This is a genomic window from Oerskovia douganii, assembly GCF_015142735.1.
In the GTDB taxonomy this organism is placed as follows: Bacteria; Actinomycetota; Actinomycetes; order Actinomycetales; family Cellulomonadaceae; genus Oerskovia; species Oerskovia douganii.
On record NZ_JACSPN010000006.1, the window covers coordinates 35009 to 56641 of the forward strand.

The window sequence follows — 21633 nt, forward strand, 5'->3', positions numbered from 1 at the left end:
CCGTCCCGTCGTCCTGAGAAAGGGAGCGACGTGTTCCTCTTCGATTCCATCCCCTGGCAAGCAGCCGTCATGTGGTTCGTGGTGCTCGCTGCCCTCGTCGGCCTCAACGAGCTCGTCCGCTGGTCCAAGACCGCCGCGATCGGGATCTTCGTCGTCCTGCCGGTCCTGCTGACGATCTTCGTCTGGCCGCACACCGCGGGGGCAGGGTCCTCGACCGGCACCTGGTTCCACTGGGTCAAGGTGTACTCGGCCCTCGCCGGGTGCATCGGCTTCATGCTCATCCGCTACAACAAGCGCGTCGGGGCGATGAAGTACGCCCTGCTGTTCCCCCCGGCGATCCTCGCGCTCAACATCGCCGAGGCCGTGATCCGTGACTTCCAGGTCTACGGCATGGACGGCATGGTCGACGGCGTGTTCATGGTCGGCGGCTCGTGGAACATCATGAACGGCATCGCGGGCATCCTGAACCTGCTGACGATCTGCGGCTGGGCCGGCATCTACATCACGCGCGACCGGTTCCAGGACATGGTCTGGCCGGACATGATGTGGTTCTGGATCATCGCGTACGACCTGTGGAACTTCGCGTACGTCTACAACTGCGTGGGCGACCACGCGTTCTACGCGGGTGCCGCGCTGCTCATCAGCTGCACCATCCCGGCGTTCTTCCTGCGCAAGGGCGCCTGGCTCCAGCACCGTGCCCACACGCTCGCGTTCTGGATGATGTTCACGATGGCCGTGCCGACGTTCGTCTCGGACTCGGCCTTCGCGGTGGACTCGTCGCACGACCCCACGGCGCTGTTCGTGGTGAGCCTGGTCTCGCTGCTCGCCAACGTCGCGGTCGCGGTCTACCAGGTCAAGGTGATCGTGACCAAGCGCCGCAACCCGCTGCGCGACGAGCTGTTCACGGACCACAAGTCCTACCAGGAGCTCGCGAAGGACCGCCCGGCACCGGAGCTCACCACCGCGGGCGCCACGACCGCCTGACGGCCCCGGACACGACGAAGGGTCGCCCGACACGTTGTGTCGGGCGACCCTTTGCTCGTGTGCGGCAGGAGGGGGCTACCGCTCGGGACGCGTCCCGGCGCTCACGTCCTCCGTCTGCCCGACGGCGTCGCTCCCCTCGTCCGCGTCGGTCACCAGGAGCTGACCCTCGGCCAGGGACTCCGCGGCGATCTCGTGCTCGACCGAGGTCGCGAGCGGCTTCTCGTGGACGAAGCACAGGGCGATCGCCGCGATGATCGCGAGCGGCACCATGTAGAGGAAGAGCGGCACGAGCGCCTCGTTGTAGGACTCGATCACGAGGGCGCGCACGCCGTCGGGCAGGGACTGGACCAGGTCCGGGGTGAGCGAGCCCGTCCCGCCCGCCGACCCCGTGCCCTGGGGGAACTTCTCCGCGAGGAGCGTGGTCAGACGGGCGATGAACACGCTGCCGACCACGGCCGAACCGAGCGTCGCCCCGACCTGGCGGAAGTAGTTGTTGGCCGCGGTCGCGGTCCCGACCTCGCGCAGCGGGAACGAGTTCTGCACGATGAGCGTGAGGATCTGCATGCTCCCACCCAGACCGATGCCGATCACCGCGAGGAACACGCAGATCATGGGCGTCGCGGTGTCGGCCTCGACCGTCGAGAGCAGAGCCAGGCCCACGCCGAGGATCAGCGAACCGACGATCGGGAGGACCTTGTACCTGCCGGTGCGCGAGACCATCTGGCCCGTGACGACCGAGGTGACGAGCAGCGACCCCATCATGGGGATCATGAGCAGGCCGGCGACGGTCGCGCTGGCACCGGTCGCCATCTGCAGGTAGGTGGGCATGTAGCCGATCGCGCCGAACATCGCGATGCCCGTCGCGAGCGCCGCGATGGTCGTGACCGTGAAGTTGCGGTCGGCGAACAGGTGCAGCGGGATGATCGGCTCGTCGGCACGCTTCTCGACGAGCACGAACGCCACGGCGGCCACGACCGCCAGTGCGACGAGCCCGAGGATCGTCGCCGAGCCCCACGCGTACTGCGACCCGCCCCAGGTCCCGACCAGGACGAGCGCCGTGGTCGCCACGGCCATGAGGGCCATGCCGAGGTAGTCGTGGCGCACACGTTCGGCGCCGCGCGCCTTCTTGGGCAGGTGCAGGAGGAAGATCACGGCGAGCGCTGCGACGACGCCCAGCGGGATGTTGATCCAGAAGACCCAGCGCCAGCCGGGGCCCTCGGTGAACCAGCCGCCGAGCAGCGGTCCCGCGACCGAGGAGACCGCGAAGACCGCGCCCATGATGCCCATGTACCTGCCGCGCTCCCGCGCGGGGATGACGTCGGCGATCGCGGCCTGCGACAGGATCATGAGCCCGCCGCCGCCGAGGCCCTGGACCGTGCGCCCCACGATGAGCACGTTCATGTCGCCCGCGACGGCGCCGATCACGGATCCCACCATGAACAGCAGGATCGCGGTGAGCAGCAGGGGCTTGCGGCCCAGGACGTCGGAGACCTTGCCGTAGATCGGCATGGTGATGGTCGAGGCCAGGATGAAGGCCGTGATGACCCAGCTCATGTGCTCGACGCCGTCGAGCTCGCCCACGATCGTGGGCAGCGCGCTCGACAGCACGGTCTGGTTGAGGGACGCGAGCAGCATGGTGACCATGAGGCCCAGGAACAGCAGGACGATGCCGCGGTCCCTCGGGGACGCCGGCGGGGCGTCGGGCGCAGACGGGTGCGTGGGCGCGGCGGTGGTCGCGCCCCGGGTGGGTGCCGGAGTGCTGCCGGCTCGGGGGGTGGTGGTCATAGCGTGGCCTCGAAGACTTCTCGGAAGATGGTGATCGCTTCGCTGATGTCGGCCTCGGCGTCGGAGCCGCTCAGGGCCGTGCCAGGGTTGCGCGAGTACGCGAAGCGCATGATGGTTCCGGCGAGCATGAGGAGCGCTCGCGCGGTGTCGGGGCTGTCGGGCAGGCCCAGCGACGCGAGCTCGCTGAACCCCGTCCCGTCCTCGGCCCGGTCGGACAGCAGGTCGTTGACGAGCGACTCGACCTGGGAGACGGAGCCCATGGCGTGCTTGCGCAGCTCGGGGTGCTCGCGCACGAGCGCCTTGCGCTCGGCGAACGGGACGCCGGGGTGCAGCGTGGACCGCAGGATCGAGAGCAGGAACCGCACGACCCGCTCGAACGCGGGTCCCTCGGTCTCCGCACGGAAGGCCGCGAGCGCCTCGTCGGAGACTCGCGGGGGCACGAGCCCCAGGATCGCCTCCTCCTTGGTCGCGAAGTAGTTGAAGAACGTCCGTTGCGAGATGCCCGCCGCGGCGGCGATCTCCTCGACGGTCGCGTGGTGGAGCCCTTTCTCGCGGACCAGGGCGGCGGCCGCCTGGTGGATCGTGAGCCAGGTCTCGGCACGCTTGCGTTCGCGGAGGGACGTCGGAGCGGTCTGCATGACTGCACTGTATGCAGGACTGCAATAATTGCACAACTGCACGATTGCCGTCGGGACGACCCCGCCGAGCGCGGCAGCCCGCCCCGGACGACCATGGACCCATGGCCCCCTCGACGGCGGCGCAGACCGTGAGCGTCGACGGTCACCGCCTCAAGCTCACCAACCTGGACAAGGTCCTGTACCCCGCCACGGGGACGACCAAGGGCGAGGTCCTGGCCTACCTCGCCGCGGTCGCCGACGTCCTGCTCCCCCACGCCTCGAACAGGCCCGCGACGCGCAAGCGCTGGCCCAACGGCGTCGAGGGCTCCGTGTTCTTCCAGAAGAACCTCGACGCCGGCACCCCCACGTGGGTCCGGCGCCGCACGATCCAGCACAAGCACAGCACCAACGCCTACCCGCTCGTCAACGACCTCGCGACCCTCACGTGGCTCGGTCAGATCGCCGCCCTGGAGATCCACGTGCCGCAGTGGCAGTTCGGCCGGACGGGGGTCCAGAAGAACCCCGACCGGCTCGTCCTCGACCTCGACCCCGGCGAGGGCGCAGGCCTGCGCGAGTGCGCAGAGGTCGCCCGGCTCGCCCGCGAGGTCCTGCGCGGCATGGGCCTGAACCCCCTGCCCGTGACGAGCGGCTCCAAGGGCATCCACCTGTACGCCGCTCTCGACGGGCGCCAGACCACCGACGAGGTCAGCGCGGTCGCGCACGAGCTCGCCCGCTACCTCGAGGCCGAGCACCCCGACCTCGTCGTGAGCGACATGAAGAAGTCGCTGCGCGGCGGCAAGGTGCTCGTCGACTGGAGCCAGAACAACGGCAACAAGACCACCATCGCGCCGTACTCGCTGCGCGGCCGCACCCACCCCACGGTCGCGGCCCCGCGCACGTGGGACGAGCTCGACGACCCCGACCTCGCGCACCTCGACAAGGACCAGGTCATGGAACGCGTCGAGCGGATCGGCGACCCGCTCGCAGCGCTGACCGCGGGCCACCTGGCCTCGCTCGAACCCACGCCCGAGCGCATGGCGACGTTCGCGCGCAAGGGCGCGACGCCGTCGGGCGGCACGGGCTCGAGCAGCGGCGAGACCGGCACGGCGCCCCGGCGAGACCGCCTCGAGACCTACCGCGCCAAGCGCGACGCCTCCCGGACCCCCGAGCCCGTCCCCGAGGACGTCGCCCCCAGCAGCGAGGGCAGGTCCTTCGTCATCCAGGAGCACCACGCACGCCGCCTGCACTGGGACTTCCGCCTCGAGCACGACGGCGTGCTCGTGAGCTGGGCCCTGCCGCGCGGCGAGCCGACCGACACGAGGAAGAACCACCTCGCGGTCCAGACCGAGGACCACCCGCTCGCGTACGGCTCGTTCGAGGGGACCATCCCCGCGGGCGAGTACGGCGGCGGCGAGGTGACCATCTGGGACGCGGGCACCTACGAGCTCGAGAAGTGGCGCGACGACGAGGAGGTCATCGTCACGCTGCACGGCGAGCAGCACGGCACACGGCGCCTCGCGCTCATCCACACGGGAGGTCACGGTGCCTCCGGTACGTCGGACCGAGCCGGGGAGAACAGCTGGCTCATCCACCTCATGGCCCCGCGCGACGAGGCCCACCCCACGGGCCACGCGGCACCTCGCAGCAAGGCGCCCCGGCAGCGCCCGTCGGAGACCGACGACGAGCCCGTCGGGGTCGCGCTGCCGCGCCCCATGCTCGCGACCGCCGGGACGGTCGAGACGCTGACCGCCGAGGGCGACCCCGACGACTGGGCCTACGAGATGAAGTGGGACGGGTTCCGCGTGGTCGCGCAGGTCACGGGCCCCGCCGACGGATCGGCCGACGGGGCCTCGGTCCGCCTCGTGAGCCGCAGCGGCAAGGACATGACGCTCACCTACCCCGAGCTCCAGGACCTTGCCGCCCGTGTCCCGCACGCCGACCTGCCCGTGGTCGTCGACGGCGAGATCGTGGCGCTCGACGCGCGCGGGCGACCGAGCTTCCGCCGCCTGCAGCAGCGCGCCAACCTCACCAAGGCGGGCGACGTCGCAGCGGCGCGCGCCAAGGTCGGGGTCGAGCTCATGCTGTTCGACGTCCTGTCCGTCGGCGGGCGCTCGCTCGTCCGGCGCACGTACGACGAGCGGCGCGAGATCCTCGAGGACCTGGTCGACCAGTCCTCGACCGTGCACGTCCCGCCCGCGTTCGACGGCGACCTCGCGGAGGCCGTGGCGACGAGCAGGCAGCTCGGCCTCGAGGGCGTGGTGGCCAAGCGGCGCACGAGCACCTACACGGCCGGGCGGCGCTCGCGGAGCTGGATCAAGGTCAAGCACTCGCACACCCAGGAGGTCGTGGTGGTCGGGTGGCGTCCGGGGCACGGGGACCGGTCGCACCTGGTGGGCTCGCTGCTGCTCGCGGTGCCCGACGACGAGGGGCTGCGCTACGTGGGCCGCGTCGGGTCGGGCTTCACCGAGAAGGACCGGCGCGACCTCGTGACGCGGCTCGGCCGGATCGAGCGGGTCACGAACCCGGCCCTCGACGTGCCCGCCGCGGACGCCTCGGACGCCCGGTGGGTCACGCCGCACCTGGTCGGCGAGGTCGACTACGCCGACTGGACGAGCGCACCCGAGGGCGACGGCAGGCTGCGGCACGCGGTCTGGCGCGGCTGGCGTCCGGACAAGTCGCCCGAGGACGTGCGCCGGGAGGGGTGAGACCTCAGCCGCGCGCCGGGGTCTGCGCGCGTCGCGCACGCGCCGCGTCCCGGCTCGTGCGCAGGTGCCCGACGGCGAGCCGCGCCGCCTCCTGCCCGTCGCCCGCGCGGATCGCGGCCAGGAGCCCGCGGTGCTCGTCGACCATCTGCTGCAGGTCGTCGTGCTGCCCGAGGAGCCAGCGCAGGCGGCTCGCGGTGATCGCCCCGATCTCGTCGAGGAGCGGGCTCGCGGCCGTCGCGGCCACGAGCTCGTGGAAGTCCGCGCCCGCGCGGTGGGCTGCCGTGGCGTCCTCGTCGCGGGCGGCTCGGGCCTCACGGTCGAGCACGGCCCCGAGCCGCGCGAGGCGCTCGGGCGTCCGCCGTTCGGCCGCGAGGCGGAACGTGAGGGTCTCGATCGCCGAGCGCACCTCGATGAGGTCCTCGATCTCGTCGTCGGTGAACGTGCGCACGACGGCCCACGTGCGGGGCCGCGGGGTCACGAGGCCCTCGGCGATGAGGGTCTTGAGCGCGTCGCGGACCGGGACGCGGCTCACGCCGAGCTCGGCCGCGAGGTCACGCTCGACGAGCCGGTCCCCCGGGGCCCGCTCGCCGTCGATGATCTGCTCGCGCACGATCCGGGCGACGCGGTCGGCCTCGGGCTCGAACGGCTGGTCTGCGCTCATGCGTCCATCCTCTCGGAACCCGGAGGTCAAAATGGTATACCGTTTGTGGTCGGCGGGCTGCTCAGGGGGCGAGCCCTCCGCCGGACCGTCGAGCACCACCCGTGGAAGGAACCCCCGCATGCCCCCGATCCCCACCAGCTCCCCCGCCAACGTGACCGTGCTGCGCAACGTCCGGCCCTGGGGCGGCGAGGCCGTCGACCTCCACGTCGCCGACGGACACATCACCCGGGTGACGCCGCACCTCGCGACCGACGCGGCGGCGTCGGGCAGCACGACGCCCGCGCCGGGCGAGATCGACGGGCGCGGGTTCCTCGCCCTGCCCGGGTTCGTCAACGCCCACGCGCACGTCGACAAGAGCTGGTGGGGCAAGCCCTGGGTCAGCTACGGCGGCGAGGCCACCACGCAGGGCCGCATCGCGCACGAGCGCGAGCACCGCGACGAGCTCGGCATCCCCGGCGTCGACGTCACGGTCGCGGTCCTGCGCGAGTTCCTGCGCCACGGCACGACCGCGATCCGCACCCACGTCGACGTCGACCTGGGCCTGGGCCTGCGCGGCATCGACGTGGTCCGCGAGTCGCTGTTCGTGCTGGGCGGCGCGATCGACGCCGAGATCGTCGCGTTCCCCCAGGACGGCGTCCTGCGCCGGCCCGGAGTGCTCGAGCTGCTCGACGCCGCGGCCGCCGCGGGGGCCGAGCACATCGGCGGGCTCGACCCCGCCTCGATCGACCGCGACCCCGTGCGCCAGCTCGACGGGCTGTTCGAGATCGCCGAGCGCCGCGGCGTCGGGATCGACGTCCACCTGCACGACGGCGGCGAGCTGGGCGCGTTCCAGATCGAGCTCATGATCGACCGCACGGTCCGCGCAGGCCTCCAGGGCAAGGTCAACGTGGCGCACGGCTTCGCGGTCGGGCAGCTGCCGGCGACCCGCATGGCCGACCTCGTCGCGGCCATGGGCGAGGCCGGGATCAGCATGACGACCGTCGCCCCGATCGGCGCGACCCCGCTCCCGCTGGACCTGCTGCGCGAGCACGGCGTGCGCGTGGGCCTCGGCACCGACGGCATCCGCGACCTGTGGGCGCCCTACGGGACGGGCGACCTGCTCGCCCTTACGACGCGCCTGGCGCAGCTCGCACGCTTCCGCTACGACGAGGACCTGGTCCGTGCGGCCCGGCTCGCGACGAGCGACGCCGGGTTCTTCGTGGGGCACGACGTCCACGACCTGGTCGAGGGGGCGCGCGCGGACATCGTGCTGGTCGACGCCGAGAACACCCAGGACGCCGTGGTGCGCGCTCCCGCCCGCGCGCTCGTCGTGGCCGGTGGCCAGGTCGTCGCCCGGGACGGGGAGGTCCTGGTCTGACGCTCGCGCCGATGAGTTCCCCGGGGGCCACCGGTCTACACCGACGACACCCGTCCTCGCCCTGCGGGACACCGCGGCGACCCGTCCGAAGGAGCACGTCATGGCCGGAACCCAGATCTTCGTCAACCTGCCCGTGTCAGACCTCGAGAAGTCCAAGGCGTTCTACACGCAGCTCGGGTTCTCGATCAACGAGCAGTTCACCGACGAGAACGCGTCGTGCGTGGTCATCAGCGACACGATCTACGTGATGCTCCTGACCCACGAGTTCTTCCGCCGCTTCACGCCCAAGTCGATCGTCGACGCGCAGGACGCGACCGAGGCGATCAACGCGATCAGCGCCGAGTCCCGCACGGGCGTCGACGACCTCGCGGACCGTGCGCTCGCCGCGGGCGGCGCGCAGACCAACCCGCCGCAGGACGAGGGCTTCATGTACTCGCGCAGCTTCTCCGACCTGGACGGCCACCTGTGGGAGGTCATGTACATGGACCCGAGCACGATCGAGGGCTGACCTGCAAGGACGCGACGGGCGGCGATCGTCGGGGAATGCCCCGGCGCCGCCGCCCGTTGCCCCCTCCATGCGAGCCATCACCTACTCCCGCTACGGCGGAGCCGACGTCCTCGAGCTCAGCGAGCTCCCCACCCCCAAGGTCGGGCCGGACTCCGTCCTGGTCCGGGTCAGGGCCACGAGCGTGAACCCCGTGGACTGGAAGGTCCGCGAGGGCTACCTCGACGCGATCATGGACACCACGTTCCCCGTGGTGCCGGGCTGGGACGTCGCGGGCGTGGTCGAGCAGGTGGGCCTGGACACGCCCGAGCTCTCGGTCGGTGACGAGGTCTTCGGCTACGTCCGCAAGGACGTGGTCTCCGGCGGCACCACGGCCGAGCTCGTCGCGGCCCCGGTCCGCACGCTGGCCCGCAAGCCCTCGTCCTGGACGTGGGAGCAGGCAGCCGGCGCGCCGCTCGCCGGGCTCACGGCCCTGCAGACGATCGACCGCGCCGGGGTGACGAGCGGCCAGACCGTGCTCGTGCACGCGGCCGCGGGCGGTGTCGGGTCGATGGCCGTCCAGATCGCGGTGACGCGCGGGGCGCGCGTGATCGGCACCGCGTCCGAGCGCAACCACGAGTACCTGCGCTCCCTGGGCGCCGAGCCCGTGACCTACGGCGAGGGCCTGGCCGAGCGCGTGCGCGCCCTCGCGCCCGACGGCGTCGACGTCGTCCTCGACTACATCGGCGGCGAGGCGCTGGCCACCACGCCCGACGTCCTGCGCGAGGGCGGCACGGTCGCCTCGGTCGTCGACGCCGCAGCCCGCGACGAGCTCGGCGGGCACTACGTCTGGGTCCGCCCCGACGTCGCGGGGCTGACCGAGCTGGCCCGCCTCGCGGACGCCGGTCAGCTCACGGTCGACGTCGCCGAGGTCTACGACCTGGCCGACGCCGCGAAGGCCCACGAGGCGAGCCGGACCGGGCACGTGCGCGGCAAGGTCGTCATCACGGTCTGACCTGCCTGGCCGCGCCGTGGGTGCGGAGTTCTGGTGCGACTCGCCGGGCGTGTCGCACCAGAACTCCGCACCCGACCGAGAAGGTGTCCGGGTGAAGCACTACGAGAGCAGCGTGCCCGAGGACGAACCTGCGGTCGGACCCGACGAGGTCGATCCCCCCAGAGCGCCCCTCGACGCGAGGTCCGCGCACCGGATCGCGCTCCGCTATCGAGAATGGTCCCTCCTCGACCGAGGCGGGCGCGTTGGGCGGCTCGAGGCAGACCGCCGCCTCGACGACTACGAGGAGGTCGCCCAGCGGCTCCTGCACGACCTCGACCCCCTGCCGCTGCTCGACGCCCTGATCGCGCTCGGCGTCGAGAGCGACGACGACGGCGCTTTCCTCGACCGGGTCAGCACGGGCGCCGTCGAGGACGTCCTGCACCACCGCGCCGACCTGCACCAGCGGATCGCCGACCGGTGCCGTGCCGAACCGTCGTGGTCCGAGGCCGTCCGCGGGGCGACGATCGACCCCGAGCTCGCGGCCAGGCTGCCGTCACCGCTCCCCGGACTCTTCCCCGCCCCTCCCCCGGAAGCCGCCGGCACGGGCAGCCCGGGGCGTCGGAACGGCCGCAGGCCGTCCCTCCGGCAGGACCGCACCGGTCGGCGGGGGCGCCGCACGGTCTGAACTGTCTGCCCCTACCGCTGAGTGCGGAGCTCTTGTGCGACTCGCCGGGCGTTTCGCGCAAGAGCTCCGCACTCAGTGTGGCGCCCGGGCCGGTACCGTGAAGCCCATGCCCGCCACCGTCCCCGCCCTCGTCGCAGCCGACACCGCACGCCTGCGGACCCGCGCAGCGCGGCACGCTCGCTCGCTCCCGCTGGCCGCAGCCGGGGTCGCCACGCTCGTGATCACCGGACTGAGCCTGCTCGCAGGCGACTGGTTGTGGCTCATGGTGCTCGTGCCGCTCGCGGCGTTCCTGCTGACGTTCCTGACGGCTTTCGTGCTGCGACTGCCCACCGGAGTGGGGGTCGGGAGCGACGGGTACGGGATCGCGATCGTCCTGAGCGCCGTGATCGCCTTCCTGCTCCCCTCGATCAGCTTCTGGATCGGCGTGCCGTCCATCCTGGGGATGGGCCTGGCCGTCCTGGGGCTGCGCGCCTCGGACCGCTTCCTGTGGCTGGCGGGCATCGCGACGATGGCGGTGTCCTTCGTGCTCACCGCCACGGGTGACGCCCTGTTCGACCCGTCCGTGCCCACGGCGCTCGGCGGTCTCGCGCTCGGCCTGGGCCTCCTCGTGGCCGCGGGCCTCGCGCTCCGCGGGGAGCGGCTGACCCTCGCGTCGGGCGACGGCGCGCTGAGCATCGGCGACCCCGCGACCGACAACCTGCGTGTGCTCGCGGTGCTCGGGGACGCCGACGAGGCCGACCAGCCCGCGCTCGCCCGCCTCACGGGCGTCGAGGAGCGCAACCTCGCGGCACGCCTGCACGACCTCACCGAGGCCGGCCTGGTTCGCGCCCGGATCACCAAGAACCGGAACTGGGCACAGATCACTCGCGAAGGCCGCGAGGAGCTGCGGACCCGGCGCGAGGCGCTGCGCGGCGTCGCGGAGCACCGCAAGGCCTGAGACCGCACCGCACCCCCGGACCCGCGAGGGGCCGCGCAGCCCGACGACGACGAGGTGGGCCGACCTCGCGGGCCGCGCTCCGCCGTCGGGCACCCCGCTCCTCCGGGCACCCGCTCGTCCGGCGTACCCGCGCCGCCGGTGGCAGGCTGGCCCCATGAGGGAGTTCACCGCACAGGACTTCGCCGCGCGCATCGACCGCGCGGCCGCCCAGGCCCGCGACGCAGGGCTCGCCGGGGTGCTGGTCACCCCCGGCCCGGACATGACGTACTTCACGGGGTACACGCCCACGGCCATGACCGAGCGCATCACGCTGCTCGTGGTCCCGGCTGAGGGCGAGGCGTCGATCGTGGTGCCCGTCCTGGAACGGCCTGACCTCGACCGCGCGGTCGGCGCGGCGGCTCTGCACGTGACACCGTGGACCGACGGCGTCGACGAGTACGCGGTCACGGCCGACCTGCTCGACCCCGCCGGGCGCTACGCGATCTCCGACTCGGCGTGGGCCATGCACCTGCTGGGGCTCCAGCGCACGCTGCCGGACTCGTCGTACTCGGCCATGACGCAGGCCCTGCCCATGCTCCGCGCGGTCAAGGGACCCGACGAGATCGAGCGGCTCGCGTCCGCGGGAGCGGCGAACGACGCGACGTTCGCGGACATCGTCGAGATCCGCTTCAGCGGGCGCCGCGAGCTGGACGTCGCCGCGGACCTCGCGGGCTTCCTGCGCGACCACGGGCACTCGCAGGTCGACTTCACGGTCGTCGGCTCCGGGCCCAACGGTGCCAACCCGCACCACGAGGCGGGCGACCGGGTCATCCAGGAGGGCGACATGGTCGTGCTCGACTTCGGCGGCCTCAAGGACGGCTACGGCTCGGACATGACGCGCATGGTGCACGTCGGCGGCGACGTCACGGACCAGCAGCGCGAGGTCTTCGAGATCGTGCGCGCCGCGCAGCAGGCCGGCGTCGACGCGGTACGTCTCGGGGCGACCTGCCAGGACGTCGACCGTGCCGCCCGCGCCGTGATCACCGAGGCCGGGTACGGCGAGCAGTTCATCCACCGCACGGGCCACGGGATCGGCCTGACGACGCACGAGCCGCCGTACATGATCGAGGGCGAGGAGCAGCCGATCGTCTCCGGCATGTGCTTCTCGGTCGAGCCAGGAATCTATCTGTCGGGGAACTTCGGGGTGCGCATCGAGGACATCGTGGTCGCGTTCCCGGACGACGTGCCCGACGGCGCCCGTCGCCTCAACAACGCGCCGCACGACCTGCACGTGGTCGAGTAGGCGAGCACGCCTCAGGCGGCCGGGGCGTCGGGGACGCCCGCGGCCACGACCTGCTCGTTGCGGATGCCCGCCCAGCTCACGAGGCCGCCCGCGACGAGCAGCGCGGCCGTGACGATCAGGGCCCGGTGGAACCCGGCGACGTCGAGCACGGGTCCGATGACGATCCCCGCGCACGCGATGACCACGAGGCCCGCGATGCGGGACACCGCGTTGTTGACGGCCGACCCGATGCCCGCGTCCGCAGCCGGGATGGACCCCAGGATGGCCGCGGTCAGGGGTGCCACGGTCACCGCGAGCCCCAGGCCGAACAGCAGGATCCCGGGCAGGATCTGCGTGACGTAGCTCGCCTCGGCGGTCGTGGTGAGCATGAGCAGGTACCCGCAGCCCGCGACCAGGGGACCCACCGTCATGAACAGGCGCGGCCCGTACCGGCCCGCGAGCGCCCCGAACCGCGAGGACAGGAACAGCATGAGCAACGTGACGGGCAGCAGGGCGAGACCTGCGAGCGTCGCGCTGTAGCCGGCGACCTGCTGGACGAACAGCGTCACGGCGAACCCGCCGAACGCGAGCGCCCCGTAGATCGCGGCCGTGGCGACGTTGCCCGCGGCAAAGTTGCGCACCGAGAACAGGGACAGCGGCAGCATGGGGTCGGGGGCTCGCCGCTCCCAGCCGAGGAACGCCACGAGCGCTGCGATCCCGACGACGAGCGGCACCCACACGACCGGACTGCCCCACCCGAACCTTCCGTGCTCGATGAGCGCGAAGACGGGCCCGGCGAGCCCGACGGCCGCGAGCACCGCACCACGCACGTCGATCCGCCGTCCGGTCTCGGTGGTTCCCTCCTCCAGGCCGTGCAGGATCCACAGGGTCACGGCGACGGGCAGCAGGTTGATCCCGAACACCCAGCGCCACGACAGGGTGTCCACGAGCACACCCCCGAGCAGGGGGCCCGCGATCATCGCGGTGCCCGTCCAGGCCGTCCAGGTGCCGATCGCCTTGGCCTGCGCCGCGCCGCTGAAAGCCGAGATGATCATCGCGAGCGAGCTCGGCACGAGCAGCGCGCCCGCGACGCCCTGGAGCCCGCGCGCGACCACGAGGAAGACCCCGGTGGGTGCCAGCGCGCACAGCACCGACGTGACCGCGAACCCGAGCAGCCCCCACCACATGACGCGTCGCCGCCCGTGGACGTCGGACAGCGAACCGGCCACGAGGATGAGCGAGCCGAGCGTGATGAGGTACGCGTCGACGACCCACTGCTGGAGGGCGAGCCCTCCGAGCGCTCCCCCGGCGAGCTCGTCCGCGATCGCGGGCAGCGCGACGTTGACCACCGTCCCGTCGAGGAAGGACACGAACGAGGCGAGGATCGCGACGAGCAGCACGCGGCGTTGAGCGGGCGTCACGCCTCCACGCTAGCCCCGCCGTCGAACCTCCACCGGGTCGCGGTGTAGTCCTCGCCGCGCCCGTAGGCGTGGACCGTGACGGGGCGGACCTGGAAGACGTGGGCCTCCCCGGCGGCAGGCGGGTCGGAAGACGCGCTCTCCGAGGGCGCCTCGCTGTCCCAGAACGCCCCGTCACGCACCTCGAAGCGCCAGTCGTACTTGCACGCCCAGCGGTCGGCCAGGCGTTGGAGCACATGGTCCTCCGTGAGGCGTTCGGCGGCTCCGGCGAGCACGACGTCGAGCCCCTCGTTCATGAGGTTGGTGCCGGTGGTCAGCACGCACCAGGGGTTCTCCTCGAGGTTGCGCGCCTTGCGCTCGGTGCGGCCCGTGCAGAAGTGGAGCGCACCGTCAGCCCAGACGGTGATGAGCGGCGTGACGTGGGGGCGCCCGTCCGGGCGGACCGTGGACAGCCAGAAGATCTCGGCGGCCTGGAGCACCTTCAGGGCGTCCGCCCAGGAGGTGGGGGCCGCGCCGGGGGACGAGAAGTCCGTCATGAGCTCGCCCGCGGCGCCACCGTCGGGGGTGGGCGCCGGGTCGGGCTGCGCGATCGATGCCGTGGTCATGGAGGCCCTCCGTCTCTCGGTCGGCGCCGTCGCCGCTCCGTCCTCCTTCGACCGGCCCAGGCCCTCGAACTCATCGGTGGGGTCCGCAGATCATCACCGCCGACATCACGACGAGGACGGCGAGCGGGAAGGCCACCGACCAGGGCGGCACGACGTGCCAGACCTGCGCCAGGGCGGCAACGGTCCCCGCGGCCCCGAGCCCGGTCCCGAGGACGACGGCCGCACGGCGCACCCCCGTCCGGGCGGTCCGGAAGACAAGGTTCGCCATCGCTCCGAGCAGGCTCGCGACGAGCGCCGCGGCCGACCCCGCGAGCGCCCCGAGGAACATCGACCAGGAGGCCCAGGCGGGGTCGGTCAGCCCGAAGGCCAAGCCGGTCGCCGCCCCGATCAGCGGACCCGCCGCGAGTGACGCGACCGGTCGACGCCAGACCTCGGGCAATCCTCGGCCGGCATCGTCGACCACGGTCGGTGTCTTCGGGCCGTCGACGTTCATGGCGGCCATCCTGCACCGAGGACGCCGTGGACACGAGTCGCGGCCGCGTGCCGGTCGCTACCCGAGAGTGATGGGGTCTCACGCGTTGGGGGCGACGGACGTCCCAGGGCCGCGACGCCGGACCGTCACGCCGGTCTCGCCCGACGTGGCGCCGGCGCCGCGCGCCACGGCCGTCGTGGTGGGCTCGCCCGGGACTGCCGCGGCCCGTCCGTCACCGTCGGCCCCCTCCACCACGAACCCTCCGCCGGCGAGCAGGTCGAGGTCCGCCTGCGCGGCCTGCCCCTCGCTCGTGAGGTAGTCGCCCAGGAAGATCGAGCTCGCGATCTCCAGGGCCAGCGGCTGGAGCGAGCGCAGGTGCACCTCGCGGCCGGCCGCGAGGCGAAGCTCGGCGGTGGGGCACACGAACCGCACCATCGCGAGGATGCGCAGGCACCGCTGGGGCGTGAGGTCCCAGGTGCCCGCGAGCGGCGTGCCCTCGAACGGTACGAGGAAGTTGACGGGCACGGAGTCGGCACCCAGGGCGCGCAGCGCGAGGGCCACGTCGACCAGGTCCTCGTCGCTCTCGCCCATGCCGGCGATGAGGCCCGAGCAGGGCGAGAGGCCAGCTCCCCGCGCCCGCTCGACGGTCTCGACGCGGTCGGCGTACTCGTGCGTCGTGCAGATGTCGGCGTACGTCGCCTCGGACGTGTTGAGGTTGTGGTTGTAGGCGTCGGCGCCCGCCGCGGCCAACCGTTCGGCCTGGCCCTCGCGCAGCAGGCCGAGGCACGCGCAGACCTCGACGTCGGCATGCTCGGTCTTGATGCCGCCGACCATCGCGGTCACGCGCGTCAGGTCGCGGTCGCTCGGCCCGCGTCCGCTCGCGACCAGGCAGACACGACGCGCTCCGCCCGCGATCCCGGCCCGAGCCGCCGCGACCGCGTCCTCGGTGCTCAGCCACGAGTACTTCAGGACCTGGGCCGTCGAGCCGAGGCGCTGCGAGCAGTACGTGCAGTCCTCGGGGCACAGACCAGACTTCAGGTTGACCAGGTAGTTGAGCCGCACGCGTCGGCCGAACCACTGACGGCGGACCCGACCGGCAGCGGCCACGAGGTCGAGCAGGTCCTCGTCGGGCGTCCCCAGGACCGCCAGCGCTTGGGCGCGGGTCGCAGGCTCGCCGCGCACGCCCTGTGCGACGAGCACGTCGAACAGTGCGCGCGCGTCGTGAGCACGGTCGAGGACATCAGGTCGGGGCGTGGGCGTCTGGTTCACGACCAACGATCCTTCTCGCCGGGGCGCGCCCGCTCCCCGGCCGACCTCCACAAGGTGACCTGCTGCTCGTTGGGCGGGACCGCAGCACGTCGTCTGCTTCCTCCAAGTACCTGGCCCACGGGTTGGCGTCGACCTATCCCTCGACACCATACCTAGAGGTAGGTATGGTGTCGGCATGGACGATCCCGACCTCCCTCGCCGCGAACGCCTGCTCCGCGCGGCCCGTGACCTCTACTGGGCCCAGGGGGTCGAGGGCACGAGCCCCCGCCAGGTCCTCGAGGTGAGCGGCGTGGGGCAGGGCAGCCTGTACCACCACTTCCCCACCAAGCACGACCTCTCGCTCGCCGCGATCAGCGCGACGACGCAGGAAGCGCTGGACTCCGTCTCGGGCGAGCTCACGGACACCGACCGTCCGCCCGCGGAGCGGCTCGTGGCCTACCTCGAGCGGCCGCGCCCCGCGCTCGCCGGGTGCAAGATCGGGCGCCTGACGAGCGACCGGTCGGTCATGGCGGACGACGAGCTGCGCTCGCCCGTCCACGACTACTTCGCGGGCCTGGTCGCGCTGGTGCAGGAGGTCTTCGAGGAGACCGGCCTGCCCGACGTCGTCGCGCACGACCGCGCGTACGCGGCGGTCGCGATCGTCCAGGGCGGGTACGTGCTCGCGCGCGCCCTCGACGACCCGGCAGCGCTGAGGGCCGCGGTCGACGGGTTCGTGTCGATGCTCGATCCGGCTCTCCAGGCCGGCACCGTGGTGGCCCGATGAACGGCGGGCCGGGCAACGACGAGGGGGCTGCGCCCGGCGACGCACGGACGGTCGGACCGACCGCGGACGCGGCGGACGGACCGAGCCTCCGCGAGCGGCTGCGCGCCCTGCCGACGTTCGGCCTTGGGCTGCCCCCGCTCGACCCGAGCGAGGCTCCGCCGGAACCCGTGACGCTGTTCCTCGAGTGGATCGGTCAGGCGATCGACGCCGGGGTGCCTCTCCCCCACGCCATGACCCTGTCCACCGCGGGCTCCTCGGGCCGGGTGACGGCACGCACCGTGATCCTCAAGGACGTCGACGCGTCGGGATGGTGGTTCGCGACCGGTTCGACGAGCCCCAAGGGCCGCGACCTCGCGGAGAACCCGAACGCGGCCCTCACGTTCCTCTGGCCTGCGCTCGGGCGCCAGGTCAGGATCGTCGGGCCTGCGCTCCCCGCCGACACCTCGACGAGCGCCGCCGACTTCCTCGCCCGCTCCGACGGTTCGCGCGCCGCCGCGCTCGTGGGTCACCAGAGCGAGACCCTCACGTCACGGCAGGAGTACTGGGACACCTTCGCCGTCACGCTCGCAGCCGTGCAGGAGGACCCAGCGCTCCTGGCACCCGCCTGGACCGCATACACGCTCGCACCCACGTCGGTCGAGTTCTGGCAGGCCTCGGACGACCGCGGACAGACCCGGCTGCGCTACCGCGCGGCAGGACACCACTGGGAGAAGGGGCTGCTCTGGCCATGACAGGGACAACGCAGGACATGACATCACCGCACGCCGTCGACCCGGCACCCACGAGCCCGCTCGACGCCCCACAGGCAGCGCCCCGCGACGACCTTCCGGCGATCCGACGTGACGCGGCAGCCGCGCTGCGCGCGCTGACCGAGGCCGTCCTGGGTCTCGACGACGAGGCACTCGGGTCCCCGAGCTCGCTCGACGGATGGACCGTCGGGCACGTGCTGTCGCACGTGGCGATGGTCGGCGACGCCCTCGCCCGCCAGGCCGAGCTCGCCGCCCAGGGCGAGACCGCCGAGGTCTACGAGGGCGGGGCCGCGGGCCGCGCGGCGGGGATCGACGCCGGGGCGGGCCGTTCGCGCGACGAGCACGTCGACGCCCTCGCGGCCGCCGGCACGAGGCTCGACGCGGCCTGGGACCTGACCGACCGCACCGGCTGGGACGCACCCGTGACGTATCGCGACGGCACCGTGGCCGACGTCCTCGACTGCTGGTGGCGCGAGGTCCGCATCCACGCGACCGACCTCGGCGAGGCCGGTTCCGCGCAGGGGCTCACACCGTCCGCGACGTGGGGTCTCGGCTTCACGGACCACCTGCTCGACTTCCTCGGCCTGCGCCTGTCCGGCCCCGTGCTGGTGGTACGCCAGGAGGACGGGGTGCGCTCCGTCGTCGGACCCGAGGGGGTACGGCCCGCGGCCGACGACGCGAGCGACGACGACCTCGTCACCGTGACCGGCGCCGCGGCGGACGTCGCCGCCTGGCTCGCCGGCCGCGACCCCGTCACGACCCCGGTCGCCCGGCGCGGGGGCGCCCGCGTCGACCTGCCCACGCTCGCGCCGTGGCCGTCGGGAGTGCCCGTCCGACGCTAGACGCCGTTCAGGCCCGGACCAGGACCGTCCCGTCCTCGACCAGGACCTCGAACGTCCGCAGGTCCTCGGGCTCCTTGCCGCTCGGCTCGAGGCACCGACCCGTCGTCAGGTCCCACACCTGCTTGTACATGGGCGAGGTGATGGTCGGGGTCTCGCCGGCCGAGCCCACGATGCCGCGCGAGAGCACGTTCGCACCCGAGTACGGGTCGCGCTGCTGCACCGCGAGCACGCGGTCGTCGGCCAGGCGGAACACCGCGACCTGGACGCCGTCGACCAGCGCCGGCACCCCGCGCTCGGGGACGAGGCGCTCGACGGGGCAGACCGTGGTCCAGGACGAGACGTTCACTTGCGGACCTCCAGCGTGCGGGCGATCACCGGGTTGTTGTCGGCCGGCTCGCCGGGGCGGGCGGGGCGCACCTGGCCGCGCACCCCCGTGTAGGACAGGTCGGGGTCGTGCTGGTCGGGTGCGTTGACGAACGACACGAACCGCGACAGGCGGTCCGGGTCGTCGAGCGTCTGCGCCCACTCGTCGACGTAGGACTCGACGTGCCGAGCGACCTCGGCCTCGAGGTCGGCCGCGATGCCCAGCGAGTCCTCGACCAGGACCTTGCGCAGCTCGACGATGCCCCCCGGGAAGTCCGCGACCCACGGGGCCGTGCGCTGCAGCTTGTCGGCGGTCCGCACGTAGTACGCGAGGAACCGGTCGACGACCGCCACGAGCGTCTCGTCGTCCAGGTCCTCCGCGAGCAGCTCGGCGTGGCGGGGCGAGAAGCCCCCGTTGCCGCCCACGTACACGTTCCAGCCCTTCTCGGTCGCGATCACGCCCACGTCCTTGCCCCGCGCCTCGGCACACTCGCGGGCGCACCCCGAGACCCCGACCTTGAACTTGTGCGGCGAGCGCAGCCCCCGGTACCGCAGCTCGAGGCGCACGGCCATGCCCACCGAGTCCTGGACCCCGAACCGGCACCACGAGGAGCCGACGCACGACTTCACGGCCCGCAGTGACTTGCCGTAGGCCTGGCCGGACTCCATGCCCGCGTCGACCAGGCGGCGCCAGATCTCGGGGAGCTGGTCGATACGCGCCCCGAACAGCCCGATGCGCTGCGCACCCGTGACGCGCGTGTACAGACCGAAGTCCTGGGCGACCTGCCCGATCACGATGAGCTTCTCGGGCGTGATCTCCCCCGCCGGGACACGCGGCACCACCGAGTACGTGCCGTCCTTCTGCAGGTTCGCGAGCGCGCGGTCGTTGGTGTCCTGGAGCGCGGCCTGCTCACCGTCGAGGATGTACCCGCCCCACAGCGACGCGAGGATCGAGGCGACGACGGGCTTGCAGACCACGCAGCCGCGGCCCGTCCCGTGCGCCGCGACGATCTGCGTGAAGGTCCGCAGCCCGTCCTGGCGCACCAGGGCGAACAACTCGGCGCGCGACATCGTGAAGTGCTCGCACATCGCCCTCGACACGGAGATGCCGCTCGCCTCGAGCGTCGTGTTCACGATCTTGGTGAGGATCGGCACGCAGGACCCGCAGACGGTCCCGGCCTTGGTGCACGTCTTGACCTCGCCCAGGCTCGTGCAGCCGTGCTCCGTGACCGCCCCCCGGACCGTCCCGGCCGTGACGTTCGCGCACGAGCAGACCACGACGTCGTCGGGCAGGTCTCCCCCGAGCACGGGCGCCCCGCCCTCCGGGGCGAGGAACGCCGACGGGTCCGCACCGAGCGAACGTCCGAGGAGGGGCCGCAGCGACGAGTAGAGCGCCGCGTCACCCACGAACACGCCGCCGAGCAGCGTCCGCGCGTCGTCCGAGACGACGAGCTTGCGGTAGGTGCGGGCGACGGGGTCGGCGAACGTGACCTCGAGCGCGCCGGGCGTCAGCCCGAACACGTCCCCGAAGCTCGCCGCCTCGATGTCGACGCCCTTGAGCTTGGTCCCCTCGGGCGCCGGGGAGTACGTCGCGACACCCCCGAGCAGGCGGTCCACGACGACGTCGGCCATGGCGTTGCCGGGGGCGACCAGGCCCACGCACTGGTCCTCGAACGACGCGCACTCCCCGATGGCCCACACGGCCGGGTCGGAGGTGTGGCACGCCGCGCCCACGACGACGCCGCCGCGCTCGCCGATCGCCAGGCCCGCCTCGCGCGCCACGCGGTCACGCGGGCGGATGCCCGTCGAGAAGATCACGACGTCGGCCGGGATGCGCGAGCCGTCGGACAGGTCCATGGTCCCCACGGCGCCGTCACCCGCGGCCGAGAGTCCCGTCGCGCCGGTCGACGTGCGGACCTCGATGCCGCGGTCGGTCACGAGGACGCGCAGCGCCTCGCCGCCCGCGTCGTCGAGCTGGACGCTCATGAGGCGGTCGGCGAACTCGACGACCGTCGCGGCCGTGCCGAGGGTCTGGAGGGCGGCCGCGGCCTCGAGCCCCAGCACGCCACCCCCGACGACGACCCCGTGCAGCGGACGCCCCAGGCGTTCGGTGCGCAGCGCCACGTACTCGCGCAGACCTTCGAGGTCGGCCAGGGTCCTGTAGCTGAAGACTCCCGGCAGGTCGGTGCCCTCGGTGCGCGGCGTCCAGGCCCACGACCCCGTCGCCAGGACCAGGTGGTCGTACGCGAGGACGCGGCCGGAGCGGGTCGTGACGGTCTGCGTCTCGCGGTCGACGGCCGCGACGGCGTCGCCCGTGACGAGCTCGGTCCGCTGGTCCTCCCAGACGGACGGGTCCATCGTCAGGTCGTCCGCGGTGCGTCCGGTGAAGTACTCGGACAGGTGCACGCGGTCGTACGGGGCACGGTCCTCGTCGCCGACGACGGACACGTGCCACGCCCCCTCGGGCGAGCGTGCGATCATCTGGCTCACGAAACGGTGGGCGACCATGCCGGCGCCGACCACCACGACGCGGCCGGGGGTGGGTGTGCTCATGTGGGGGCCTCACGAGATGAGTCGGGCGAGTCGGACTGACCGGGTCGCCGGGGGCATTCGCGACCGTCGGGACCATCCTCGCCCATAGATACGAGAGATCTGGTCAAAACCCCAGATCAGCGTGTTGCG

20 protein-coding genes are annotated in these 21633 nt (G+C 72.7%); 11 read left to right on the forward strand and 9 right to left on the reverse strand.

Translation table 11 applies throughout. The features are described from left to right. The first annotated feature begins 30 nt into the window (after nt 1-30). Nucleotides 31-984 (forward strand): DUF5692 family protein, encoded by a 954-nt coding sequence (locus H9623_RS06395; protein WP_193719234.1) that lies wholly within the window; start codon nt 31-33, stop codon nt 982-984. 75 nt (nt 985-1059) lie between these two features. Here the strand turns inward: H9623_RS06395 and H9623_RS06400 are convergent, their stop codons facing one another. Next, a complete protein-coding gene (locus H9623_RS06400) occupies nt 1060-2769 on the reverse strand; it encodes an MDR family MFS transporter (protein ID WP_193719235.1) in 1710 nt (569 codons plus the stop codon). Beyond that, entirely contained in the window at nt 2766-3407 is a 642-nt protein-coding gene (locus tag H9623_RS19355; protein WP_227748274.1) for a TetR/AcrR family transcriptional regulator, read from the reverse strand. The genes H9623_RS06400 and H9623_RS19355 overlap by 4 nt, the downstream gene beginning before the upstream one ends. Before the next feature lie 101 nt (nt 3408-3508). Here H9623_RS19355 and H9623_RS06410 point away from each other — a divergent pair, with 101 nt between their 5' ends. Further along, nucleotides 3509-6091 carry an ATP-dependent DNA ligase gene (locus tag H9623_RS06410; protein ID WP_193719236.1) on the forward strand — a complete coding sequence of 861 codons (2583 nt, stop codon included), beginning with the start codon at nt 3509-3511 and terminating at the stop codon, nt 6089-6091. A gap of 4 nt (nt 6092-6095) precedes the next feature. Here the strand turns inward: H9623_RS06410 and H9623_RS06415 are convergent, their stop codons facing one another. Beyond that, nucleotides 6096-6752 (reverse strand): GntR family transcriptional regulator, encoded by a 657-nt coding sequence (locus tag H9623_RS06415; protein ID WP_193719237.1) that lies wholly within the window; start codon nt 6750-6752, stop codon nt 6096-6098. 118 nt (nt 6753-6870) lie between these two features. On the opposite strand from H9623_RS06415, the gene H9623_RS06420 reads away from it, so the two are divergent. The 6 genes from H9623_RS06420 to H9623_RS06445 all read left to right on the forward strand — a co-directional run bounded on the left by H9623_RS06420 (nt 6871) and on the right by H9623_RS06445 (nt 12491). Then, nucleotides 6871-8109 carry an amidohydrolase gene (locus tag H9623_RS06420; RefSeq protein WP_193719238.1) on the forward strand — a complete coding sequence of 413 codons (1239 nt, stop codon included), beginning with the start codon at nt 6871-6873 and terminating at the stop codon, nt 8107-8109. 100 nt (nt 8110-8209) lie between these two features. Continuing rightward, the gene (locus tag H9623_RS06425) at nt 8210-8617 is read left to right on the forward strand and encodes a VOC family protein (protein ID WP_193719239.1); all 408 of its coding nucleotides are present in this window, start codon (nt 8210-8212) and stop codon (nt 8615-8617) included. A gap of 67 nt (nt 8618-8684) precedes the next feature. After that, on the forward strand, nt 8685-9608 hold the full coding sequence (locus H9623_RS06430) for an NADP-dependent oxidoreductase (protein ID WP_193719240.1): 924 nt from the start codon (nt 8685-8687) through the stop codon (nt 9606-9608). Between the two features lie 91 nt (nt 9609-9699). Continuing rightward, on the forward strand, nt 9700-10272 hold the full coding sequence (locus H9623_RS06435) for a hypothetical protein (RefSeq protein ID WP_193719241.1): 573 nt from the start codon (nt 9700-9702) through the stop codon (nt 10270-10272). 106 nt (nt 10273-10378) lie between these two features. Continuing rightward, nucleotides 10379-11209 carry a helix-turn-helix domain-containing protein gene (locus tag H9623_RS06440; RefSeq protein ID WP_193719242.1) on the forward strand — a complete coding sequence of 277 codons (831 nt, stop codon included), beginning with the start codon at nt 10379-10381 and terminating at the stop codon, nt 11207-11209. A gap of 154 nt (nt 11210-11363) precedes the next feature. Further along, the gene (locus H9623_RS06445; RefSeq protein ID WP_193719243.1) at nt 11364-12491 is read left to right on the forward strand and encodes an aminopeptidase P family protein; all 1128 of its coding nucleotides are present in this window, start codon (nt 11364-11366) and stop codon (nt 12489-12491) included. An 11-nt stretch (nt 12492-12502) separates the two neighbouring features. Here H9623_RS06445 and H9623_RS06450 read toward each other — a convergent pair whose 3' ends face one another. From H9623_RS06450 to bioB, 4 genes are all read right to left on the reverse strand, one after another. Beyond that, a complete protein-coding gene (locus tag H9623_RS06450) occupies nt 12503-13891 on the reverse strand; it encodes an MFS transporter (protein WP_193719244.1) in 1389 nt (462 codons plus the stop codon). After that, nucleotides 13888-14493 (reverse strand): pyridoxamine 5'-phosphate oxidase family protein, encoded by a 606-nt coding sequence (locus H9623_RS06455; protein ID WP_193719245.1) that lies wholly within the window; start codon nt 14491-14493, stop codon nt 13888-13890. The genes H9623_RS06450 and H9623_RS06455 overlap by 4 nt, the downstream gene beginning before the upstream one ends. Before the next feature lie 70 nt (nt 14494-14563). Next, entirely contained in the window at nt 14564-14986 is a 423-nt protein-coding gene (locus H9623_RS06460) for a hypothetical protein (RefSeq protein WP_193719246.1), read from the reverse strand. A gap of 78 nt (nt 14987-15064) precedes the next feature. Further along, a complete protein-coding gene (gene bioB / locus H9623_RS06465; protein ID WP_227748290.1) occupies nt 15065-16174 on the reverse strand; it encodes a biotin synthase BioB in 1110 nt (369 codons plus the stop codon). Nucleotides 16175-16409: 235 nt separating this feature from the next. On the opposite strand from bioB, the gene H9623_RS06470 reads away from it, so the two are divergent. Genes H9623_RS06470 through H9623_RS06480 form a run of 3 tightly spaced genes read left to right on the forward strand, consistent with a single transcriptional unit; the run spans nt 16410 to nt 18588 of the window. After that, entirely contained in the window at nt 16410-16997 is a 588-nt protein-coding gene (locus H9623_RS06470; protein WP_193719248.1) for a TetR/AcrR family transcriptional regulator, read from the forward strand. Continuing rightward, entirely contained in the window at nt 16994-17728 is a 735-nt protein-coding gene (locus tag H9623_RS06475) for a pyridoxine/pyridoxamine 5'-phosphate oxidase (RefSeq protein WP_193719249.1), read from the forward strand. The genes H9623_RS06470 and H9623_RS06475 overlap by 4 nt, the downstream gene beginning before the upstream one ends. Before the next feature lie 17 nt (nt 17729-17745). Beyond that, nucleotides 17746-18588, forward strand: a complete 843-nt coding sequence (locus tag H9623_RS06480) for a maleylpyruvate isomerase family mycothiol-dependent enzyme (RefSeq protein WP_193719250.1) — start codon at nt 17746-17748, stop codon at nt 18586-18588. Between the two features lie 7 nt (nt 18589-18595). Here H9623_RS06480 and nirD read toward each other — a convergent pair whose 3' ends face one another. Next, nucleotides 18596-18934 carry a nitrite reductase small subunit NirD gene (gene nirD / locus H9623_RS06485; protein WP_193719251.1) on the reverse strand — a complete coding sequence of 113 codons (339 nt, stop codon included), beginning with the start codon at nt 18932-18934 and terminating at the stop codon, nt 18596-18598. Next, nucleotides 18931-21504, reverse strand: a complete 2574-nt coding sequence (gene nirB, locus H9623_RS06490; protein ID WP_193719252.1) for a nitrite reductase large subunit NirB — start codon at nt 21502-21504, stop codon at nt 18931-18933. Before nirB ends, nirD begins: the two co-directional genes overlap by 4 nt. Nucleotides 21505-21633 lie beyond the last annotated feature (129 nt).

Excerpts from the sequence above, each read along its gene's own strand:
- H9623_RS06480 (WP_193719250.1), top strand. The coding sequence starts at position 17,746 with ATGACATCACCGCACGCCGTCGACCCGGCACCCACGAGCCCGCTCGAC.
- H9623_RS06430 (WP_193719240.1), top strand. The coding sequence starts at position 8,685 with ATGCGAGCCATCACCTACTCCCGCTACGGCGGAGCCGACGTCCTCGAG.
- H9623_RS19355 (WP_227748274.1), bottom strand. The coding sequence starts at position 3,407 with ATGCAGACCGCTCCGACGTCCCTCCGCGAACGCAAGCGTGCCGAGACC.
- H9623_RS06410 (WP_193719236.1), top strand. The coding sequence starts at position 3,509 with ATGGCCCCCTCGACGGCGGCGCAGACCGTGAGCGTCGACGGTCACCGC.
- H9623_RS06460 (WP_193719246.1), bottom strand. The coding sequence starts at position 14,986 with ATGAACGTCGACGGCCCGAAGACACCGACCGTGGTCGACGATGCCGGC.
- H9623_RS06400 (WP_193719235.1), bottom strand. The coding sequence starts at position 2,769 with ATGACCACCACCCCCCGAGCCGGCAGCACTCCGGCACCCACCCGGGGC.
- nirB (WP_193719252.1), bottom strand. The coding sequence starts at position 21,504 with ATGAGCACACCCACCCCCGGCCGCGTCGTGGTGGTCGGCGCCGGCATG.
- H9623_RS06475 (WP_193719249.1), top strand. The coding sequence starts at position 16,994 with ATGAACGGCGGGCCGGGCAACGACGAGGGGGCTGCGCCCGGCGACGCA.
- H9623_RS06420 (WP_193719238.1), top strand. The coding sequence starts at position 6,871 with ATGCCCCCGATCCCCACCAGCTCCCCCGCCAACGTGACCGTGCTGCGC.
- H9623_RS06470 (WP_193719248.1), top strand. The coding sequence starts at position 16,410 with ATGGACGATCCCGACCTCCCTCGCCGCGAACGCCTGCTCCGCGCGGCC.
- H9623_RS06415 (WP_193719237.1), bottom strand. The coding sequence starts at position 6,752 with ATGAGCGCAGACCAGCCGTTCGAGCCCGAGGCCGACCGCGTCGCCCGG.
- H9623_RS06440 (WP_193719242.1), top strand. The coding sequence starts at position 10,379 with ATGCCCGCCACCGTCCCCGCCCTCGTCGCAGCCGACACCGCACGCCTG.
- H9623_RS06455 (WP_193719245.1), bottom strand. The coding sequence starts at position 14,493 with ATGACCACGGCATCGATCGCGCAGCCCGACCCGGCGCCCACCCCCGAC.
- H9623_RS06425 (WP_193719239.1), top strand. The coding sequence starts at position 8,210 with ATGGCCGGAACCCAGATCTTCGTCAACCTGCCCGTGTCAGACCTCGAG.
- H9623_RS06445 (WP_193719243.1), top strand. The coding sequence starts at position 11,364 with ATGAGGGAGTTCACCGCACAGGACTTCGCCGCGCGCATCGACCGCGCG.